22 protein-coding genes are annotated in these 16,948 nt (G+C 60.1%); all 22 read right to left on the bottom strand.

The window, feature by feature from the left end; all coding sequences use genetic code 11:
* Nucleotides 1-36 precede the first annotated feature (36 nt).
* The 22 genes from ACOYXH_RS02550 to ACOYXH_RS02445 all read right to left on the bottom strand — a co-directional run bounded on the left by ACOYXH_RS02550 (nucleotide 37) and on the right by ACOYXH_RS02445 (nucleotide 16,904).
* Nucleotides 37-537: a CinA family protein gene (locus ACOYXH_RS02550; RefSeq protein ID WP_460410237.1), complete on the bottom strand. Its 501-nt coding sequence runs from the start codon at nucleotides 535-537 to the stop codon at nucleotides 37-39.
* A 67-nt stretch (nucleotides 538-604) separates the two neighbouring features.
* A complete protein-coding gene (locus ACOYXH_RS02545; RefSeq protein WP_449123703.1) occupies nucleotides 605-1,123 on the bottom strand; it encodes a lysis system i-spanin subunit Rz in 519 nt (172 codons plus the stop codon).
* Nucleotides 1,102-1,668, bottom strand: a complete 567-nt coding sequence (locus ACOYXH_RS02540) for a glycoside hydrolase family 19 protein (protein WP_095126531.1) — start codon at nucleotides 1,666-1,668, stop codon at nucleotides 1,102-1,104. Before ACOYXH_RS02540 ends, ACOYXH_RS02545 begins: the two co-directional genes overlap by 22 nt.
* A gap of 36 nt (nucleotides 1,669-1,704) precedes the next feature.
* Nucleotides 1,705-1,959 (bottom strand): hypothetical protein, encoded by a 255-nt coding sequence (locus ACOYXH_RS02535; RefSeq protein ID WP_220558213.1) that lies wholly within the window; start codon nucleotides 1,957-1,959, stop codon nucleotides 1,705-1,707.
* The gene (locus tag ACOYXH_RS02530; RefSeq protein WP_220558211.1) at nucleotides 1,959-3,119 is read right to left on the bottom strand and encodes a glycine-rich domain-containing protein; all 1,161 of its coding nucleotides are present in this window, start codon (nucleotides 3,117-3,119) and stop codon (nucleotides 1,959-1,961) included. The genes ACOYXH_RS02535 and ACOYXH_RS02530 overlap by 1 nt, the downstream gene beginning before the upstream one ends.
* Before the next feature lie 18 nt (nucleotides 3,120-3,137).
* Nucleotides 3,138-3,584, bottom strand: coding sequence for a tail fiber assembly protein (locus ACOYXH_RS02525; protein ID WP_093436448.1), 447 nt, complete (start codon nucleotides 3,582-3,584; stop codon nucleotides 3,138-3,140).
* Nucleotides 3,585-4,481, bottom strand: a complete 897-nt coding sequence (locus ACOYXH_RS02520) for a gp53-like domain-containing protein (RefSeq protein ID WP_093436451.1) — start codon at nucleotides 4,479-4,481, stop codon at nucleotides 3,585-3,587. It lies immediately after the preceding gene.
* 35 nt (nucleotides 4,482-4,516) lie between these two features.
* Nucleotides 4,517-4,984, bottom strand: a complete 468-nt coding sequence (locus tag ACOYXH_RS02515) for a phage tail assembly chaperone (RefSeq protein WP_460410236.1) — start codon at nucleotides 4,982-4,984, stop codon at nucleotides 4,517-4,519.
* Nucleotides 4,984-5,907, bottom strand: a complete 924-nt coding sequence (locus ACOYXH_RS02510; protein WP_220558206.1) for a hypothetical protein — start codon at nucleotides 5,905-5,907, stop codon at nucleotides 4,984-4,986. Before ACOYXH_RS02510 ends, ACOYXH_RS02515 begins: the two co-directional genes overlap by 1 nt.
* A gap of 83 nt (nucleotides 5,908-5,990) precedes the next feature.
* Nucleotides 5,991-6,551 carry a tail fiber assembly protein gene (locus ACOYXH_RS02505; RefSeq protein ID WP_460410235.1) on the bottom strand — a complete coding sequence of 187 codons (561 nt, stop codon included), beginning with the start codon at nucleotides 6,549-6,551 and terminating at the stop codon, nucleotides 5,991-5,993.
* 7 nt (nucleotides 6,552-6,558) lie between these two features.
* A complete protein-coding gene (locus ACOYXH_RS02500) occupies nucleotides 6,559-7,599 on the bottom strand; it encodes a phage tail protein (protein WP_460410234.1) in 1,041 nt (346 codons plus the stop codon).
* Nucleotides 7,600-7,738: 139 nt separating this feature from the next.
* Nucleotides 7,739-8,254, bottom strand: coding sequence for a phage tail protein (locus ACOYXH_RS02495; protein ID WP_220558201.1), 516 nt, complete (start codon nucleotides 8,252-8,254; stop codon nucleotides 7,739-7,741).
* A complete protein-coding gene (locus tag ACOYXH_RS02490; protein ID WP_460410233.1) occupies nucleotides 8,251-9,402 on the bottom strand; it encodes a phage tail protein in 1,152 nt (383 codons plus the stop codon). Before ACOYXH_RS02490 ends, ACOYXH_RS02495 begins: the two co-directional genes overlap by 4 nt.
* A gap of 13 nt (nucleotides 9,403-9,415) precedes the next feature.
* The gene (locus tag ACOYXH_RS02485; RefSeq protein ID WP_460410232.1) at nucleotides 9,416-10,015 is read right to left on the bottom strand and encodes a YmfQ family protein; all 600 of its coding nucleotides are present in this window, start codon (nucleotides 10,013-10,015) and stop codon (nucleotides 9,416-9,418) included.
* Nucleotides 10,003-11,049, bottom strand: a complete 1,047-nt coding sequence (locus tag ACOYXH_RS02480; protein WP_093436475.1) for a baseplate J/gp47 family protein — start codon at nucleotides 11,047-11,049, stop codon at nucleotides 10,003-10,005. The genes ACOYXH_RS02485 and ACOYXH_RS02480 overlap by 13 nt, the downstream gene beginning before the upstream one ends.
* Nucleotides 11,039-11,437, bottom strand: coding sequence for a phage GP46 family protein (locus tag ACOYXH_RS02475; RefSeq protein ID WP_093436478.1), 399 nt, complete (start codon nucleotides 11,435-11,437; stop codon nucleotides 11,039-11,041). Before ACOYXH_RS02475 ends, ACOYXH_RS02480 begins: the two co-directional genes overlap by 11 nt.
* Nucleotides 11,437-11,946, bottom strand: a complete 510-nt coding sequence (locus tag ACOYXH_RS02470; protein ID WP_093436481.1) for a phage baseplate assembly protein V — start codon at nucleotides 11,944-11,946, stop codon at nucleotides 11,437-11,439. Before ACOYXH_RS02470 ends, ACOYXH_RS02475 begins: the two co-directional genes overlap by 1 nt.
* Before the next feature lie 137 nt (nucleotides 11,947-12,083).
* Nucleotides 12,084-13,133 carry a phage baseplate assembly protein gene (locus ACOYXH_RS02465; protein ID WP_460410231.1) on the bottom strand — a complete coding sequence of 350 codons (1,050 nt, stop codon included), beginning with the start codon at nucleotides 13,131-13,133 and terminating at the stop codon, nucleotides 12,084-12,086.
* Between the two features lie 2 nt (nucleotides 13,134-13,135).
* Entirely contained in the window at nucleotides 13,136-14,374 is a 1,239-nt protein-coding gene (locus ACOYXH_RS02460; protein ID WP_460063171.1) for a DNA circularization protein, read from the bottom strand.
* Complete coding sequence (locus tag ACOYXH_RS02455) at nucleotides 14,361-16,133, bottom strand: phage tail tape measure protein (RefSeq protein WP_449123696.1); 1,773 nt, start codon at nucleotides 16,131-16,133, stop codon at nucleotides 14,361-14,363. The genes ACOYXH_RS02460 and ACOYXH_RS02455 overlap by 14 nt, the downstream gene beginning before the upstream one ends.
* 130 nt (nucleotides 16,134-16,263) lie before the next feature.
* Nucleotides 16,264-16,560 (bottom strand): phage tail assembly protein, encoded by a 297-nt coding sequence (locus ACOYXH_RS02450; RefSeq protein WP_095050430.1) that lies wholly within the window; start codon nucleotides 16,558-16,560, stop codon nucleotides 16,264-16,266.
* Nucleotides 16,557-16,904: a phage tail tube protein gene (locus ACOYXH_RS02445; protein ID WP_007908779.1), complete on the bottom strand. Its 348-nt coding sequence runs from the start codon at nucleotides 16,902-16,904 to the stop codon at nucleotides 16,557-16,559. Before ACOYXH_RS02445 ends, ACOYXH_RS02450 begins: the two co-directional genes overlap by 4 nt.
* Nucleotides 16,905-16,948: the final 44 nt, after the last annotated feature.

Here is a 16,948-nt window from a genome sequence, read left to right as displayed (position 1 = left end):
AGTAGCCAGTATTATTCCACAGCGTTCGCGGATCGCCTACCCCTGATTTTCGATTTCTCGTGCCGCTAGTCGCAGGAGCCCCTCTAGCGCGGCCTTCACCGTTTGTCGGCGGACTTCATCGCGGTTGCCGGGGAAGTGCTGAACCTCAGTGATGACCGTCTCGCCAACGCCCCAGGCCAGCCACACCGTGCCGACCGGTTTGTTCGGCGATCCACCGTCCGGCCCGGCGACACCGCTGACCGCTACGGCAAATCGCGCCAGGCTTTTGTCCTGAGCGCCACGCACCATCGCCTCGACCACCTCGCGGCTGACCGCCCCGACTGTTTCGAACAACTCGAGCGGCACATTCAATTGCTGGGTTTTCTGCCGATTGGAGTACGTGACGTAGCCAGCCTCGAACCACGCCGAACTGCCCGGGATCCGCGTAATGGCTTCGGCAATTCCGCCACCGGTACAGGATTCAGCAGTGGTGACGTGGGCATTGAGCAGTTGCAGACGTCGGCCAAGGTCGGCGGCCAGTTGAGTGATCTCTTTCACGGCGTGCTCCGGATCGTGTGGAATGCCTCCACCGTACACGAGCCGGTTGCGCTTTCAATACACAGACTCATTCAAAATGTTCGGGCGCCAGCGCTCTGACATAGGCCTGACAAGCCTGCAAGGCGATCAGTCCACGGTCGCCGGTGTCGGTGATGGCGATAATTCGTTGAGCATGCGCCGGGTCAAGTCGGGCGCGTACGGTTGCATGATCCACGCCGCTGGCGCCGGCGGTGGCTGGCACGTTGCAGCCTGGGGCAACGTCGCTGGCGTCGAGAAGGACTGACAGGCGCACATCAGCAGTGGCAAGACGATCGCGCAGGCGATCCTGATCACGTTGGGCATCGCTCAGCGCTCGGTAGTGGGTTTGTTCACTGGTCGCGAGCCGTTGCTCCAGCGCCAGACGTTTATCCTGCTCAGCCTGTTGCGCAGTGGCGGTGGTCTGCGTCAGTTGATTAAGGGTCTCGGCGTTTAACCGGGCCTGCTCGGCCAGCTGTCGGCCGTAGCGCCACTCCTGAAATTGCCAGGCCGCTGCAAAGGCACCAGCAGCCAGCAACACAACAGCGATCACTCGCCAGGGGATTGGCATAGCACCGCCCTCGCCCGTGCCCAGATTTCCAGGCGATCCTGTAAACCGTTCAACCCGCCGTTGATGCGACGGGTAATGGTGTTGAACTGATCGCGATCAGCCAGTTCGTTCAAGCCGTTCTGCTCCCAGAACCATGCCGCAGACTCGGCGGCCCATTGTGGCTGTTCGAGCAGTTCGGGCAGGGACAACAGACGCTCATCGCCGAACAGGCCAACGCTGCACTGGCGATAGTTGCTGCGGCCAGTGATCTGGATCAGCCCGCGCCCTCGGTATTTTTGCCCGTCGCCGTCAGCCTCTGGTGTGTTGCCCAGACGCAAGGCCAACGTACCGGTGTCGTATTTGCTCAGGTATTGGTTGTTGCCCAGTTCGCGCACGTAGCGCAATTGCCCGGACTCGTGACCGACTTGCGCAAGGAACGCCGCGACGCGTTTGGGCGAGTCGATATGACGGCGCGTCATCGCGCTGTTGAGTGCAGAAACAAAAACGCCCGCTTGGGAGCGGGCGTTGGGCATGATGTCGATAAGGTTGTTTTCAGTTATTTGCATAATGCTTGATCCTCCCTGGATATTGCCCCGATTGAATCACGGTTGACGGTTAATGCCTGTCAGCCATTTTTTTGCCAGAGTTTTCAGGGTGCTGTCCGGCGCAGGTTCTTCGGGTGATGCGAAGAACCAACCGAGGGTGCCGAAGTTGGCGCTCCAGTCGATTTGCGGTGCAGGAGTGATTTCAGTGATGTCGACCCAGAGCAGATCCGGATGAAACATCTCGGCCATATTGCCTTCGGTGGAGAACAGCTCGACCACAGTGGAGTTGACGATGCGTGCGTAGGTTTTCATCAGGCGTACTCGTAGATGATCACGGCGCCCGAGGCACCTGCGCCACCTGGTCTGCCAGGCTGATTGGGGGCGTTGGCGATTCCTCCCGCACCGGAGCCGAAACCGGAACCGGGTGCAGCCAGAGAGCCTGCTGCACTGCTGCCAAAACCGCCTCCGCCCAATGGCGAGTTACCACCGTGTCCAGCAAGGGTTGAGCCGTTGACAGAGATCCCGGGAGCACCGGCGTTTCCCGCGCTATTGACGATGTTGCCGCCACTGGCCGACTGGCCGGGATAGCCTCCGGTATAAAGTCCCATCCCCTGGTTCGCAACAAAGCCAATCCACGGAGCCCCTCCACCACCGGCAGCCGAAACCAGCGAGCCGAAAGAACTGGTGCCTCCTCCCCCGGCATTCGCCGCGGCCTGTCCCGCGCTTCCCCCAGCCCCCACAGTGACAGCCTGACGAGAACCAATCGCCTCGGAAGGTAACCACGCTTCAGCATAACTACCGGAGGCGCCGCCACCCACGGTTGCATATTGGGAAGTTGTGGTCGCCCCGACTCCCGCACTTCCACCACCACCGCCCACAACCTTGACCAGAACGTGCTTCGTCCCGGCTATCGGCTCATAGGTGCCGGATACGGTAAACGTCTTTACCCCCAACAACCGGCCGCTCGCAGCATTACCACCGCTCGCATACACCAGCACCCAACTGTCCAGCGCCGCGCTGTACACCACCGAACACACACTGCTGCCGACAATCTCCGCTGGCCGCAATGCACTCAGCCCAAGGCTCAATAACGGCTTGGGCAGCAAGCCATTGGGTGCGAACGTGCTGGCTCCAGTGTTGGCATTACCAGCGGTAAAGCGCAGCGCCAGACCGTCTTTCAACGTAGTGATGGCCGGCACGTAGTTGGCCATGTACAGATTGGCCGCGCCGATATCAGTCGCATGCTTGTCTTCACCGGCCTGACTGAGTTTTTTCAGCGCCTGCAATAGCTGCGTCGCATCGGTTTCGTTTGGTTCAAGACCCGCAGATTTGACGACGTTCAACAATTCATCGGTAACGCTGTTGCCCCAGGTCGCCGGGATCAACGATCCGGGCAATCCCGCGACAACATCTTCATTGACGAACTTGCCATTCACCAGCCCGACGCTGGGAGCGCTTTTCGGATAATCCATTGCAACCCTCCTGATGACTTACAGCGCTGCAGCCAACCACTTCGGCGCAACCGGCCGATGCTCGCCGAACGGAAAAAAGGAACCCTGCGGCCAGTCGCGCAATTCACGGCGATACGTCTGCAATTGGGCATATTGCTCTGTGGTCAGCGTCGTGCCGCCACCGTCTTCCAACTCATCGCGATCACGCGCCACCAACCCGTCGGTGGCGGCCAGTTGCGCGGTGCGCCAACGGCGCTCGGCGTCAGCCGCTTCATCGGCCGAAGGAGGCGCAGGATCGACCAGAATCGGATAGCCGTTATCCGCACGCACGCCGATCACCTTTGCCGCAACGGCCAATTGCTGCAGCAGCGAGATCCAGTAAGTCTGAGGAATCTCGATGACATCGTCGGGAATGTCAGTTGAGTTGATACCCGGTACATAAACGCCCCGGGTGCTGGCGCTGAACAAAACGTTGAACGGATTCATTCAATAGCCCTTTGCGTAATAATTGATGCCCCAACCCGCAGCGACGCTGCCGCTGTAATCACGAACCTTGAGCTTGCAGCCTTGTTGCTTTCCAGAACCCGCAATCAGGATGACCATCGCCCCGTCACCGCCGGCATGAGTGGCCACCAGAGAAGAAAAGGCTGTAGGAAAAGAGATTGGGAAAATGACGTCGACTTCGCCCTTCGCATCCGTTGTGCCGACACCCCATTGCTCAATGTTGCCGCTGGCAAACCGTTGGTAACCGACGTTGCCATAGACGCCCGAATGGGCCGTGGCATAACGATCGCTGATCGACCCTCCGTACAGCCGCCATTGGCTCGCCAGTTTGATCAGGCATGCGGAGTCGCCGAGTCCGAGTTTCAGCGACCCGAACGTGCCGTTGCAGGTTTCAATTTGCTCGTTTGCGGCGGGGTTGATGGTCAGAACACCGTTGCCCGCATTGATCACGTGTAGCGTGCTGGCATGGGCAATGCCATTGATGGAGGGCAACGTTGCCGTGATCGGCGTTGCGCTGGCGAAACTCGCCACGCCCCCCACGTGGGCTACGGTCAGGACAGTGCTGGTCGGGTAAGAAACGAAGCCGGAAAACTGCAGACCCGCGCGGGCGACGAACTCGGTAGTGGCAACCGCTTTGCCTTGATTGAATTGCGGCGCCGTGACGAACAGGTTGTTGCTGCGCAGCGCACTGAGCAGTTGATTATTGGCGGCCTCCGTCGGTGTCAGCCCTGCGCTCTGGATGACCGTCAACAACTCTTGCGTAACACCATTACCCCAACTGGCCGGAATCAACGACCCTGGCTTGCCCGTCAGTAAATCTTCATCGACAAACTTGCCATCTACCAACCCGGCGCTAGGAACACTCTTTGGATAATCCATGATTCAACTCCTTGTTTAAAAATGCCTGAGACCAGTCAATCCGCATTGGCGACCCACCATTGCGGTGCTGTCGGGCGAGAAACCGCCGTCGGGAAACCTTTAGCCTCAGGCCAGTCACGCAGCGCCTGGCGGTACTCCAGCAACTCCAGATACTGCGCGGCCTTGAGCGTCGTCCCACGCCCCAGCGCCTGCTCGTCGCGATGCCGCGTCACCAACCATTCAGTAGCCGACAGACTGGACTGACGCCACGTTCGCGCTGCCGTCAAAGGCTCTTGCTCCTCGACGACAGTTTCAGGAATGACGACAGGATTGCCCATGACCGGTAACGGCGCGAGCTCATGGCGCAGTTCACTGAGGGGCGCGCCGATATCAACGTGCATGCCCTCCGGCACCTGCACCATCGTCTCGACGAAAGCGGGGGCAAACAGTTGAGTAATCGCGTAGTCGCCGGTATCGATCAATTCGACCGCGACACCGTTTTCCACTCGTGCATAACAGGCCATTATTCGTACTCCCAGATTTCACAGAAGGCGTCACCGCCAGCACCACTGACGACCGAAGCCGAAGCATTGACCGAGCATGAACCGCTGCCACCCGAGCCACGGATGCCTGCGTTACCAGCCGTGTTGGATCCGGTAAAAGATGCTCCGCCGTCGAACGGACTCGGAGCCCCGCAACCTGAAAGCAGCCCCCAATTAGCGTTACTCATCCCGAATCCACCCGTGATGCCCCGGGAGCTGCACAGATTGCCCCCGGTTAACATTCCGCCTACCCCGCCTTGAATGAATCCAGACGATGTAGCCGAGGTCACGATCGCCAGTTTTTGCCCACCGCCGCCTCCCGAAACGCTCATGTAGGCGCCAAAAGAAGCACCTCCACCCGCCAGACCTGTGGTGTTGCTGACCGCACCACCGGCGCCCAGCGAAACCGGCACGCCGGCGAGCATTTGTGCAGTAACGTCATACAGGCTTTCCGCGTAAGCACCGGAGCCACCACCGCCACCAAGGATTTGGTTTCCTGCCGATACAGGCCCACACCCGCCACCCGAACCACCCGCCCCCACCAACCTCACGCGAATCCGTTTGGCCCTTGGGTTGGGCTTGTAAACCGTAATCCCGACCGTCTCGATCTGCCGGACCGCCAGCAGCCGCCCGACCGCGTCGGTGATGCCGTAACCACTCAAGGTCGTCGGGGTGTTTTTCAGTTTGGTGAAATCGACCAGTGCACCGATCGCGGTCGCCAACTGATCGGTTTTCGTCTCATCGGGCGTCAGCCCGGCCGCCTTGATGGCATTGAGAATTTCCTGTGTGACGCTGTTGCCCCACGCTGCGGGAATCAGCGATCCCGGTGTTCCGACGAGCGGGTTTTCATCGACGAAGCCGCCGTTGACCAGCCCCACGCCGGGAATGTTTTTTGGATAGTCCATGTCGGCACCTTCGAGGTTTTACAGGCAGCCGAATGCCGGCAGCAAAGGGCCGTCTGTAAGGTTTTTATTAAGTGAGTGGCGAGTTACGCGGTTGGCGGCGCAGGCCAATCAATAACCGATGGATAATCCGGCTGATGCTCGATCCGGGCCAACGTCAGCGCATAACGCTTCCACGCTTGCAGAGTGGTTAACTGATCACTGCTCGCCTCGCCCAACTCATAGGCATATTGCAGAGGCGCAACCCGAATGACTGCTTCGCGCAGTCTGCTGTCCCGATCGATTTGCGCGTGCGCGATCAGGCCTGTGCGCTCGGCTTCGACATCCAGTTCCCAATCGCCACTCTTCCAGAAGTGATAGATACCCGGTCTAGGCTTGGCAGTGAGGTGATCGGGTAGGCAACCCAATTGCGCCCAGTACTGAGGATTGCCATTGTCTTTGCGAAAAACCGTGCGGTTGCGCAAGTCGACCATTTGCAGGGCGCGCTCATTGCGCCAAACCCAGGCATGCCCGGAGTCCGCAGCAGGCAATACTTGCGGCAACTTGATTGCATTGCCCGGTATAACAACTCCCATGCCTGGGCAAATCGGCAGTTCGACGGGCCCGGTCAGTTCCCCGGTGAGTTCGTTGACATAGTAATAAGCCATAAATACCTCAAATCAGTTTCAGGCGACCTGGATACGCAATGTTTCTAGGTCGGGCCATTCCCCAATACGGGGCGCTGAAGTTTTCAGCATTAGTGGCAGTGACGTAGTACGTCAGGCCGAGGAAAACGGTCGGATCTGCCCCGATCGTCGCCAGATTGCCGATCGCGTGAACCGCCGGTGCAGAGCCGTTATCACCGGCGATGTTGGTTCCCGTCTGCCATGAGCCGGCCACTCGGCCCGCATCAATATTGCGTTGCTCATCCAGCATCCGCAGGAACTCGCCGCGAACCTCAGGCCCGCGAAAGGTCTTGATGCCGTCACCGCTGCTCCAGCCACCCGCGCGGTCAGCTTCGGCACGCAACATTCCCGATTGAACAGCGTGATCCCAGAGCCACGGCCATTCGGCACGCAGAAACTCACGACCGTTGAGTGCGCCATATCCACCTGGGCTGAGCGCAGTCGACGTCTCAAATACAATTCGTCCCAACGCACTGCCATCGAAGCGCCCCACCGGCCACCAGTTACCCGAACCATCGCTGCGCAAGTGCCACCAGTCGCCCGCCCCCATCAGCACCAGAAACGGGTAGCCGTTTGCCGACAGATGAGTATGAAAGCGGACTCGATCATTGCCGGCGGCTTGCACTACCAAGCGGTTAGCGCTGTTGTCGGTTCGACGGACAATGACGTCGCGCACACCGGAAAGAGCGTTCACCGCCGGCAACGTGATCGTTACATCGGCCCCATTGGCACTGATCAAGACCAGCCCCAGCTCATCGGCAATCAACGTCTTTGTTCCGGAAACTTCCGTCACGCGCGATGCCATGGGGCTGGCCAGGCTGAGAAGTTTTTTGAATGCTGCCAACAATTGATCCGTAGCGGCTTCGGCCGGAATGATTCCGGCGGCTTTGATAACGCTTAGCAACTCTTCGGTGACACTGTTACCCCACACCGCCGGAATCAACGACCCCGGCGTACCCGCCACCGGGTTTTCATCGACGAAGCGACCATCAACCAGGCCGACGCTGGGGACGCTTTTTGGATAATCCATAGGTTGCTCGTTCCTTTGAAATGACAAATGACCGGCGTCGACACAGCGTCTTTTGCGTGCCTGTACACGGTCCGTTTTTCTGAAAATAAAAAGCCCACAACGAAGTGGGCTTGGGTGACGCTGAACGAAGGCTTTCGGCTTAGTTGGAAAGGCCGCTGGCCAATTCGCGAATGGCGACCAAAGCTTCGTCACCAGCGCTGCGCGCCAGATCCATGTTGCCTTTGGCAGCCTGCGCGCGAATCTGCGCTTTGGCCTTCAAGCGCAGCGTACGCAGCGCCAACAGATGGTCGGTCAGTTGATCGGCCTTGCTCAGAATCTGCTCGGCGGCCTGTTTGGCGGTGCGACCTTTGACCACCCAGGCAGCGACCGACAGCGGCACTTCCTTTTTCGGGTAGCCGGCATCCTGATAGGCCTGAGCATCGGCGGCGGCCTGGGCGTATTCCATGGCTTTGAGCGGGTCGCCGGCCAGTGCAGTACGAACATTGTCAGCGGCGGCATCAACTTTGCTGCATAGGCGTTCGGCTTCCTGCTGTTCCAGCTCGGCGACTCTGGCGAGATTCAGCTGCCACTTTTCGCCATCCCAATCATGAGCAACAGATGGTTGTGCCGGGCGCAAGCCGTCCTCGAACTGATGCAGTTCTTGAAGGATGATCATCGAATCAACTCCCAGGAAAAACTGATGTTGACCGCTGCGGTGAAATTGACAGCGATACCCGATGCATAGTCAGACAAACCGTGACTCTTGAGCCCCATGCTGAACAGCAGTTCATCGCTTGCGGCGTTGCTGGCGCCCCAAGTGTGTTCTGTCTGGTAGCTCTGCCAAAGCGAGCGCAATTCAGAGTGGTCAAAGCTGGCAGTGAGGGTCGAGACGGTCGTGTCGCTCACGACGTTGCTGGAGAAAATCAATACAGGTGCATTTGCAGTTGCCCAGCCGTCCCAGTTACTGGATGTTCCAATCGTCGGGTTCAAGAAACAGTAATTGCCGCCGAGCCACCCTGCGGGTGCAAACCCGACAGAACTGATAGCCGTCGGATGTGGCGTCGCATTGCCCACCACCAGCCGCGCCGCACGCGCATGTGGATCGAGTGGAAGGTAAACCACACCATTGCCGTTAACTGTCTGCGTCCACGACAAGCGACTGCGGTTATAAATCGGCCGGACAATCGGCACCGAGCCGGGACCAGCCGTCACCACCCACGCCAGACAAAGATCCAGCGTCGTCGATTGGAAACCGCCTCCCGCCGCTCCATTGATCGCGCCTTTCAAACCTTCCGGAGTAGCGTCATAGATCGTGCCGCGCTGCATGTAGAAGGTCAGCGCGCCGCCAACCACTTGCGCACGCAGAAAGTAACCAGAGTTAGGCAACAGATCGGCACTGCTCCAGGCTTGTGTCGTAAACGTACGCGGACGACCCAATTGACCTGCCAGCACTTCCTGGCCCAGGCTGATCAGTACACCGGGCAGAATCGATAACCGCCCGCCACTGGTAGCAAACGCGGTCGGCGTGATTGGCAATCGCCCGTCTGCCGTAGCAACGGTAGCGGTTGGCAAGGCGCCAATCGGCAACGCCGAATCCAGATTCCAGCCCTTGGCCGAAACGCTTTGAATCGCCTGCAACAACTGATCGTATTTCTTCTCGTCCGGCGTCAAGTCCGCAGCCTTGATCACGTTGAGAATTTCCTGCGTAACCCCATTCCCCCAATCTGCCGGAATCAATGATCCCGGCGTCCCGGTCATCGGGTTCTCATCGACAAACTTCCCATTCACCAAGCCGGCGCTGGGCACACTGTTCGGATAATCCATGGCTTATTCCTCCCTAGTCATAATTGATGTGCACCTTGGTATGCGCCGGTGCGCTGCGGTGAATCAGGCATTCCAGCGCCGAACCCGGGTTGACGCCGAAGCGCTCACCCCAATAGCTCGCGCCGAAACGCCGGCCGAGCAGCAAGCGCCCGCCGGTGTTGAGCGTCCACATGAACTGCGCCTCCCACGTGCCCCAATGCGCCGAGCCGAAACGCGCACGGCCCATTCGCGGGGCTTCGAGTTCGGTGATGGTGGCGTTGGGGTAACCCTGGCTTTTGGCGATTTCGAGGTAATAGCCGACGGCCTGGCTGCCGACCGCGAGCAAGCGACGGCGGACGGCGAGGCGGCGGTCGTCGAACAGTGGCGTGGCGCCCAGGCACGGGTCGGGCAGGTTCATCACCCGCTCCCAGTCCGGCACCAGTTCGCTCACCCCGGCCGGGTCCATTTCGTTGAGCAGGTCGGCGGCGCGGGCATCGAGGCGGGCCAGTTCGACGGCGACGCCTTGCAGCACTTCTTCGAGTTCCGGTACGCGTTCCGGGTCCCACGCCGGGCCACTGGGCAGCAAGGCGCGCAGTTGCGCCTGATATTGCGCGGCGGTTCTTATGCCCCCCATACGCAGCCTCCGAAGGTGAGCAGTTCGCTTTGCCCGGCAGGCACGTCAGCGGCCGGCGCGGTCAGGGTGTGATCGTACTCACCACCGGCGCTGCTGATGGCTTCGCGGATATGGCTGATCAGCAACGGCACACCCAGATCGGCCTCACGGTTGTGCAAGTCGCGCAATTGCGCTTCAACGGCGGCACGCACGGCGGTGGTGTCCGGATTGACGCTCTTGAAGCGATACACCACCGGCACCTGAATCGGCCGCTGCACGTGCACTTCCGCAGTCACCGGACGCAGCGGTTCGATGTAGTCCTGAACCTCCGCCAATTGCTCATCGTTGGGCACCGGTTGCGGGTCTTCATCACGCATGATGAACACCGTCACCGTGCCCGGCCCGAGCAGGCCGCCACGACACCAGGCGCGCGTTACGCCCGGCACTTCCAGTGCCCAGGTCTCGTAGTCACTGGCCGAGCCGCCATGGGGAATAACGCGGTAGGAACGGATCACCCGCGAACGCAGCGACTCCAGACTTTCCCGCGCCACGCCGCCGCTGAGTCCCGGTGCCAGCACGACAAAGCTGTTGCCGACCACACCGGCAATCGGCTGCACCGGTGTCAGCGCCAGACCGGCGTCGGCATTGCCCAGACTGCCGGCATCGAGCGCGGCGATCGTGGTGGTGTTGCTGCCATTGACGGTCGTGCGTGCGGTGGTGACTTTGTAGGTGCGGCCATCGCTCGCTTGGAGCAACGTGTCGACATCCAGCACCGCACCGGCAGTGGCGGTAAAGCTGACGCTGCCGGTGGCGACTTGCGCGGGTTTGCGCGGTTGGTTCAAACGCAGTGCGGCGATGCGCTCCAGGGTCGACTCATCGGCCTTGTCGGGCAGGATCTGCTCGGCAATCCAGTCGAGATAACCGTACAGACCATAAGCCGCGCCACCGAGGGTACGGGCCAGCACTTGCGCATCGGACTGGCGCAGCGAATCGCCGGCCAGGTCGCTTTGGGTGCGCTTGATCAGCACCGGCAGCGAAGGGGTTTCAAACGGCATAGATCACCTGCCAACTGTTATCGGGGTTGATGTCCAGACGTTCGCCGTCGGCCAGGGTCAGGACCGTGCGCAGGTTCAGGCGCTGGGCGTCGAGGCGTTCGCTGATGATGTCGATGGCGCTGCAGTGGCCGTCGTCGATCAGCCACTGCAAGGCTTCGCGGGCATAGAACTCGGCGTCCATCTGCGTTTGTCGGGTCAGCTTGACCCGGCGCAACAGCCACAGCCGCGAGCCGATGCGATCGTCGGCGACGGTGGGAAAGGTATCGCCCCACCAGCCGAAACGTTCTTCGTCGTCGAGGGCGTCGTCATCGGCGGCGCGGCGCCAGGTGAACAGGCTGATGAGTACGGCGCGGGTCAGCGCGGCGTGGAGGTTCGGGCTGATCAGCATCACTTGCCTCCTGCCGGCGCGCCGGTCTGGCCGCTGCCGGCCTGTACGCCGACGTGCACGTGTTTGATCTGGCTGATGCCGCCGGCCAACTGATCGCCGGTGGAAACGATCTTGCCGGTCTGGTTGATCACCGGCGTATCGAAGTTCACCGCGCTGCTGGCGCGGATGTTCAGCGTGGCGGTTTCGATGTCGATGATCCGCCCGCGTTTGAAATGAATCTTGTCGCCCTCGTCGGTGTAGATCGCCACTTCGCCCGACGCCAGCGATTGCAGGCGATAGCGGCGGTCGGCGATGACCAGCGCGATGGCGTGGGAGCGATCGCCGCCGAGAAAAGTGACGACACCTTCGGCGCCGGCCAGCGGGTTACTGGTAAAGCCGTAGGGTTCGAAATGCTCCATGTCGTCGTTCACTTCGCCGGCGGTGAGGCGCATTTGCAGCGATTGCAGCTTGGATGCCGAATTGGCGAGCACGACAGTGCCGCGCGCCAGCAGGCGTGTCAGTAGGCTCATGGGGTGTCCTTCAAAGAGGCGGCCACGACGCGATCAACTGTAGGAGTGAGCCTGCTCGCGATGGCGGTGGGTCAGGCACTGTGATGTTGAGGCTGCCGACGCTATCGCGAGCAGGCTCACTCCTACAGGGTTCGGTGTCAGGCCGGGGATTTTTTCGGTGGCATTGGATTGGCGTCGAAGGTATGCGGCGGCGCCACTTGCAGCGTGGTCACCGAGCCTTGCGCCGACAGCGAATACGTGACTTTGGAAATCAGCATGTCGCCATCAAATCCAAGCACCGGATCCGTGACCTTGACCAGCGTGTTATGGCGCCACAGATCGCCGTTGGACTGGCGCCAGCCCTGCACCTGATAGGTGGTGGTCTGCGCCCGGCCCATACGGGTGGCGCTCTCCCACAGGGCGCGCTGCTGGGCCAGTTCGAACGTCAGCGCGGTGCCCTCGTTGATGATCGTGGTGCGTCGTCGTTTGAAGCTCAGATCGGTCGCGCTGGATTCAACCTCGCTGACCGCCGCCCCGCTCTTCTTGTCCGAACCTTTCTGCTGGCCGATCACTCGGTATTCGGAGAACACCTGGCTCTGATCCATGGGGGCGTTGGCCGACAGGATATTCTTGCCCAACTCCAGCGCATCACTGGCCCGCCCACCGCTGCCGGGTTTGGCCAGCACCAGCCGGCCCTGCTCGTCATCGGTGGAAAACACCCGCAGCAACGAGAGCAAACGGTCGATCGACTGGAACACCGTTTCACCCGGCACGATGGTGTGCTTGGCGAGCCGCGCGGTTTCGGGAATTTCATTGACCACCATCAGCCCGTACTCCATCGCCAGCGCCTGCACGATGCTCAACAGCGGTTGTTCCTGCCACTGGTTCGGCGTGTTCCTGGCAGCGCAATCGACCAGATCCTGAGTCTTGGAACTGCCCTCGATGCTCAGGCTGATCTGGCGTCCGTCATAGCGGATCGGGGCCTTGAACACATAGCCGGTGAGCACCAGGTCCTGGCCGATTTTCACTTCGCAGGGGTCACCCGGTTTGATCCGCTGATCCACCGTCTGCCCTGGCCACTGCCAGGTGATGTCGAGTTTGAAGGTGCGGAACTGGCGCTCCAGATCAGCGGTGATTTCCACGCTTTTCCAGCCGCCGTATTCCATGTTGTTGACGGTCAGCGTGACATGGTTGTCCATTACGTCCATGACTACTCCCGAGAGACTTTCACGTCGTTGGGTGGCAGGTACAACGGGTTGGTCGCTCCGTTACGCTGGACCACTTCGGTCACCCGTGTCGCATCACTGAATTGTTTGTAAGCCACTACCAGTGCCGGCAAACTTTCCTGAAACGACTTGGTGACCAGACGCACCCCCGATGACGCTACGGCTTTGAGGTGCGCCACCAGAGCATCCTGCACGTCGCTGATAGCCTGATAGTGCGCTGGACCGGCTTTGTTTTTGGCCATTTGGAGCGCCTCGACCAAGTCCTTTTGAAGCGCCTGCAAATCGTCGGTAGCCGGCACTTCCTGTCGAGAGATCGGCTGCTTCGACTGCTGATCCAAGGAAGGGGTCGACAGCAACCTCACCGGTTTCGCCGCCACCGGCATTGAGGCAACCCATTGCGCCACTTTGACAATCAGAGTGTCCTGCACCAGATCGGCCATGGCTTGCGCCGCCGCATTGGTGTCCTTGCCCGTGGTGATCTTCGGCGCATCAGCCTTGCGGATCGCTTCGAGTTGTTGGGACACGTCGGCAATCACGCCACGGTAGCCCTCCTTCGCGAACGCCTTGAGCTCCTTGATATCGCCGAGCAACCCCTTGAACTCCGCCGCCACTTCCTTGGGCAACTCCTTGACGGCTCTGACCAGTTCAGTGATTTCCTTGTATTGCGCGATCAGTGGTTTCAGCTGTTCCTTAATCACATCGAACACCCCGGTCAGGCTGTTTCGCAGATTGTTAATGCCAATCCGTGCCGCTTGAATCCGGACAATGACCTCTTCGAAACGCGACACTGCTGACCCCAGCAAAGTGTCAGCCTTGGCCAACAGGACTTTTTGCGTACTGACGGTGGCAGTCGGAAACGGCAACGGCCGGTCGGGGTAGAACTTCAGGCTGAACGTCACCAGCCCGCCGTCCTGGCGGGTATGGGTCATGTCGCATTCACCGACCTTGACTTGCAGGCGCCCGAGCCACGGGTGCACCAGTTCACCATTGCCCGCTTCCAATGCCTTGAGCAGCTTGTCGCGCTGCTCCAGGCAATCGGCGCCGATGATGAATGCCGTGATTTCGTGAGTCTTGGCCTGCTGGCCCAGATCCTCGAAATACGGCAGGTCGCGTTGCGGGTATTCATGCAACTGACCTTTGCGACCGACCGGGGTTTTCGCCTGATCGATCCAGAAGCCGACACCACGAAAGGATGCCGGCAACAAACGGTCACGCCAGTTCATTGGAACCTCCTGCCGACAGCGAGCGATAGCCGATGCGCGAAGACAGCGCCAGCCCTGGTTGATTGGTTTGCGGTTGATCGGTACGCAGCCCTGCCGGCGCATTTTCGAAGCGCACGGTCAGGCCGCCTTCGAGTTGCGTGCGGTTGTTGATTGCGCTTTGTTGAATCAGTGCGCCAGAACTCTGTGGCAACGAACCACTTTGCAGTGCACCGTTGGCTGCTTGCGGCGTTGCCCCAAAGAACGCGGGTGCCAGTTCGCCTTTGCCTTCGGCATTGGTCTGGCGTTGCGCTTCGGTGAACGTTTCAACCTTGCCGGTGACCTTGGCGATCAGTCCGGCAAAGCCGCCGTCGAACAGCTCTTTGATCGGCGCAATCACGGTTTGCAGTTTTTGCCACAACTCGCCGAACCACTCGGTGATCGGCCCCCAGTTCTTGATGATCTGCCCCAACGGCGTCCATTCGAACATGTTGTGCAAAAACTCGAGTACCGGTGCGGCCAACGCCTGCACCACGCCCCACAGCGCCGAAAACACTTCGCTGATCGGTTGCCAGTACATCGCGATCTGTTCCAGCGGCGACCATTCGAACAGGCTCTGGAAGAAGCTTTTGATCTGCTGCGCCGAGGTTTGCAATGCGGCCCAGATCGGTTCGAAGAACGTGACGATGCTGCCCCAGTTGTTGACGATCATCCCCAGTGGGGAATAGTCGAACAACGTGCCGAAGAAGTCCTTGATCGCTTGCGCCGCAGGTTGCAGCGCCGCCCAGATCGAGGCGAAGAACCCGGTGATCGATCCCCAGTTGTTGATGATCATCCCCAACGGTGTCCAGTCGAACAGACCTTTGAGGAACGTCATCACCGGCACACTCAAGGCCTTGAGCAAGTCCCAGATTGCCGAAAACAGACCGGTCAGCGGCGCCCAGTTTTCCAGGATCATGCCGGCGGGCGTCCACGAGAACACCGATTTGAAAAAGTCGATCACTGGCGCGGTGACCGCTTTGACCTTGTCCCAGATCCCGGAGAAAAATCCCTCGATCGGTGACCACAGCGCCGCCAGCGCATCCAGCGGTCGCCAATCGAGGATCGAGCGCAACGTCGCCATCGCACTCACACCGATGTTTTTCACGCCCTCCCACATGCCTTTGAAGAAAGCGCTGATCGGCGTCCAGTTGGCATAAATCAAACCGGCTGCCACTGCGATACCCATGGCGATCAACATGATCGGATTGGTCTTGAGCACCATGCTCATGACGTCCATCACCTGGGTCATGCCGGTAACGGCGGTTTGCATGGCAGAGAAGGCAATCGCCCCCGCCGCCAGGCCTTCGACCAGTTTCGGGTTGTCGGCGAGCAGGCTGCCGACCTGGGTCAGCATCGGTTCCAGCCCGACCACCAATGCGCCCACCGCCGGCACCAGTGCCGCGTCCACGGCTGCGGAAACCTTTTCCATCGATGCACTGAACACGTTCATGTTTTGCGCAGCGACTTTCGGCGTAGCGGGCAGGTCGACGGTTTTTGCCGTGTCGCTGACTTCGGTCAATTTGCCCTGAAACGCCGCCGCCGATTTGATCCCGTCCACGAACGGCGTGATCACGCTGCCGCCCTTGAACAGGCCACTGATGTCCAGCTTACCGAGGCCGGTCTGTTCGAGATTGTTCTTGAAGCTCTCGACCTTGACTCGCAGGGCGCCGAGTTTGGGCGACAGTTCATCGATGCCCGTGATCAGCACCGGCGTTTTCACTTTTTTCTCTTCGTCTGCCATCACTGCACCTGCTGCATCGCATTGATCCGTTGCGCGTGCTCCAGCGATTCGCGGAGCACATCCAGTGGCCTGGCCATCATCTGTTCGGGGTCAACCTTCCAGAACCAGGCCAGGTCATAGGCGACGGCGATCAGGTCGGTGATGGCGCCGACGCCGCACTCATGAAAAAACTCGCAACGGCCCAGCTCAGCGCATTGAGGTCAGCCAGATCGAGCTGGTTGACCGACGACGGTGGAATACCGGCGCACACGGCGATGTATTTGGCCGCCACGTCCATGTCGAGGCTGACTTCTTCGCTCTTGTCGATCTTGTACGGCAGCGCCTTGATCGCTCGCACCTCCTGCACCGTCGGACGGCGCAGGAGGAGTTCGGTCAGGGGCTCGCCATGAGCTTCGATCGCAACCTGAAGCTTCACGGCGCCGCTCATTGCCAGGTCCCCTTGATGCCTTCGAATTTCAGTTCGATGGTGGCGTCATCGCCTTTGGAAACAGGCTCTTCGACCAGATAGGCGCCGGCCAGTACGTAAACTTTGCCGTTGCTGAATTCGCAGGTGACGGTGATGTCGGTGCCTTCAATCAGCTTCTTCAGCGGGAAGTCGGCGGTGTGCAGCGCGGTCACTTTGAACGACGGCGCAATGTCGGTTTCCTTGTAGAAGCCGGGTACGACGGTTTCGCGTTTGACCGCCATCAGCGGGGCTTCGCAGCCGCCATTGATGGTCAGTTGTGCGCCGTCGACTTTGACGTAGCAGGTGCCTGCAATCAGTTGACCCATGGTGTTACTCCCTTGAATAAAAAAGCCCACACGCGGTGGGCTGA

Source organism: Pseudomonas sp. Mb7 (assembly GCF_054790525.1).
The sequence above is the reverse complement of the archived record's forward strand: the minus strand, read 5'-3'. Positions and strand labels throughout refer to the sequence as shown.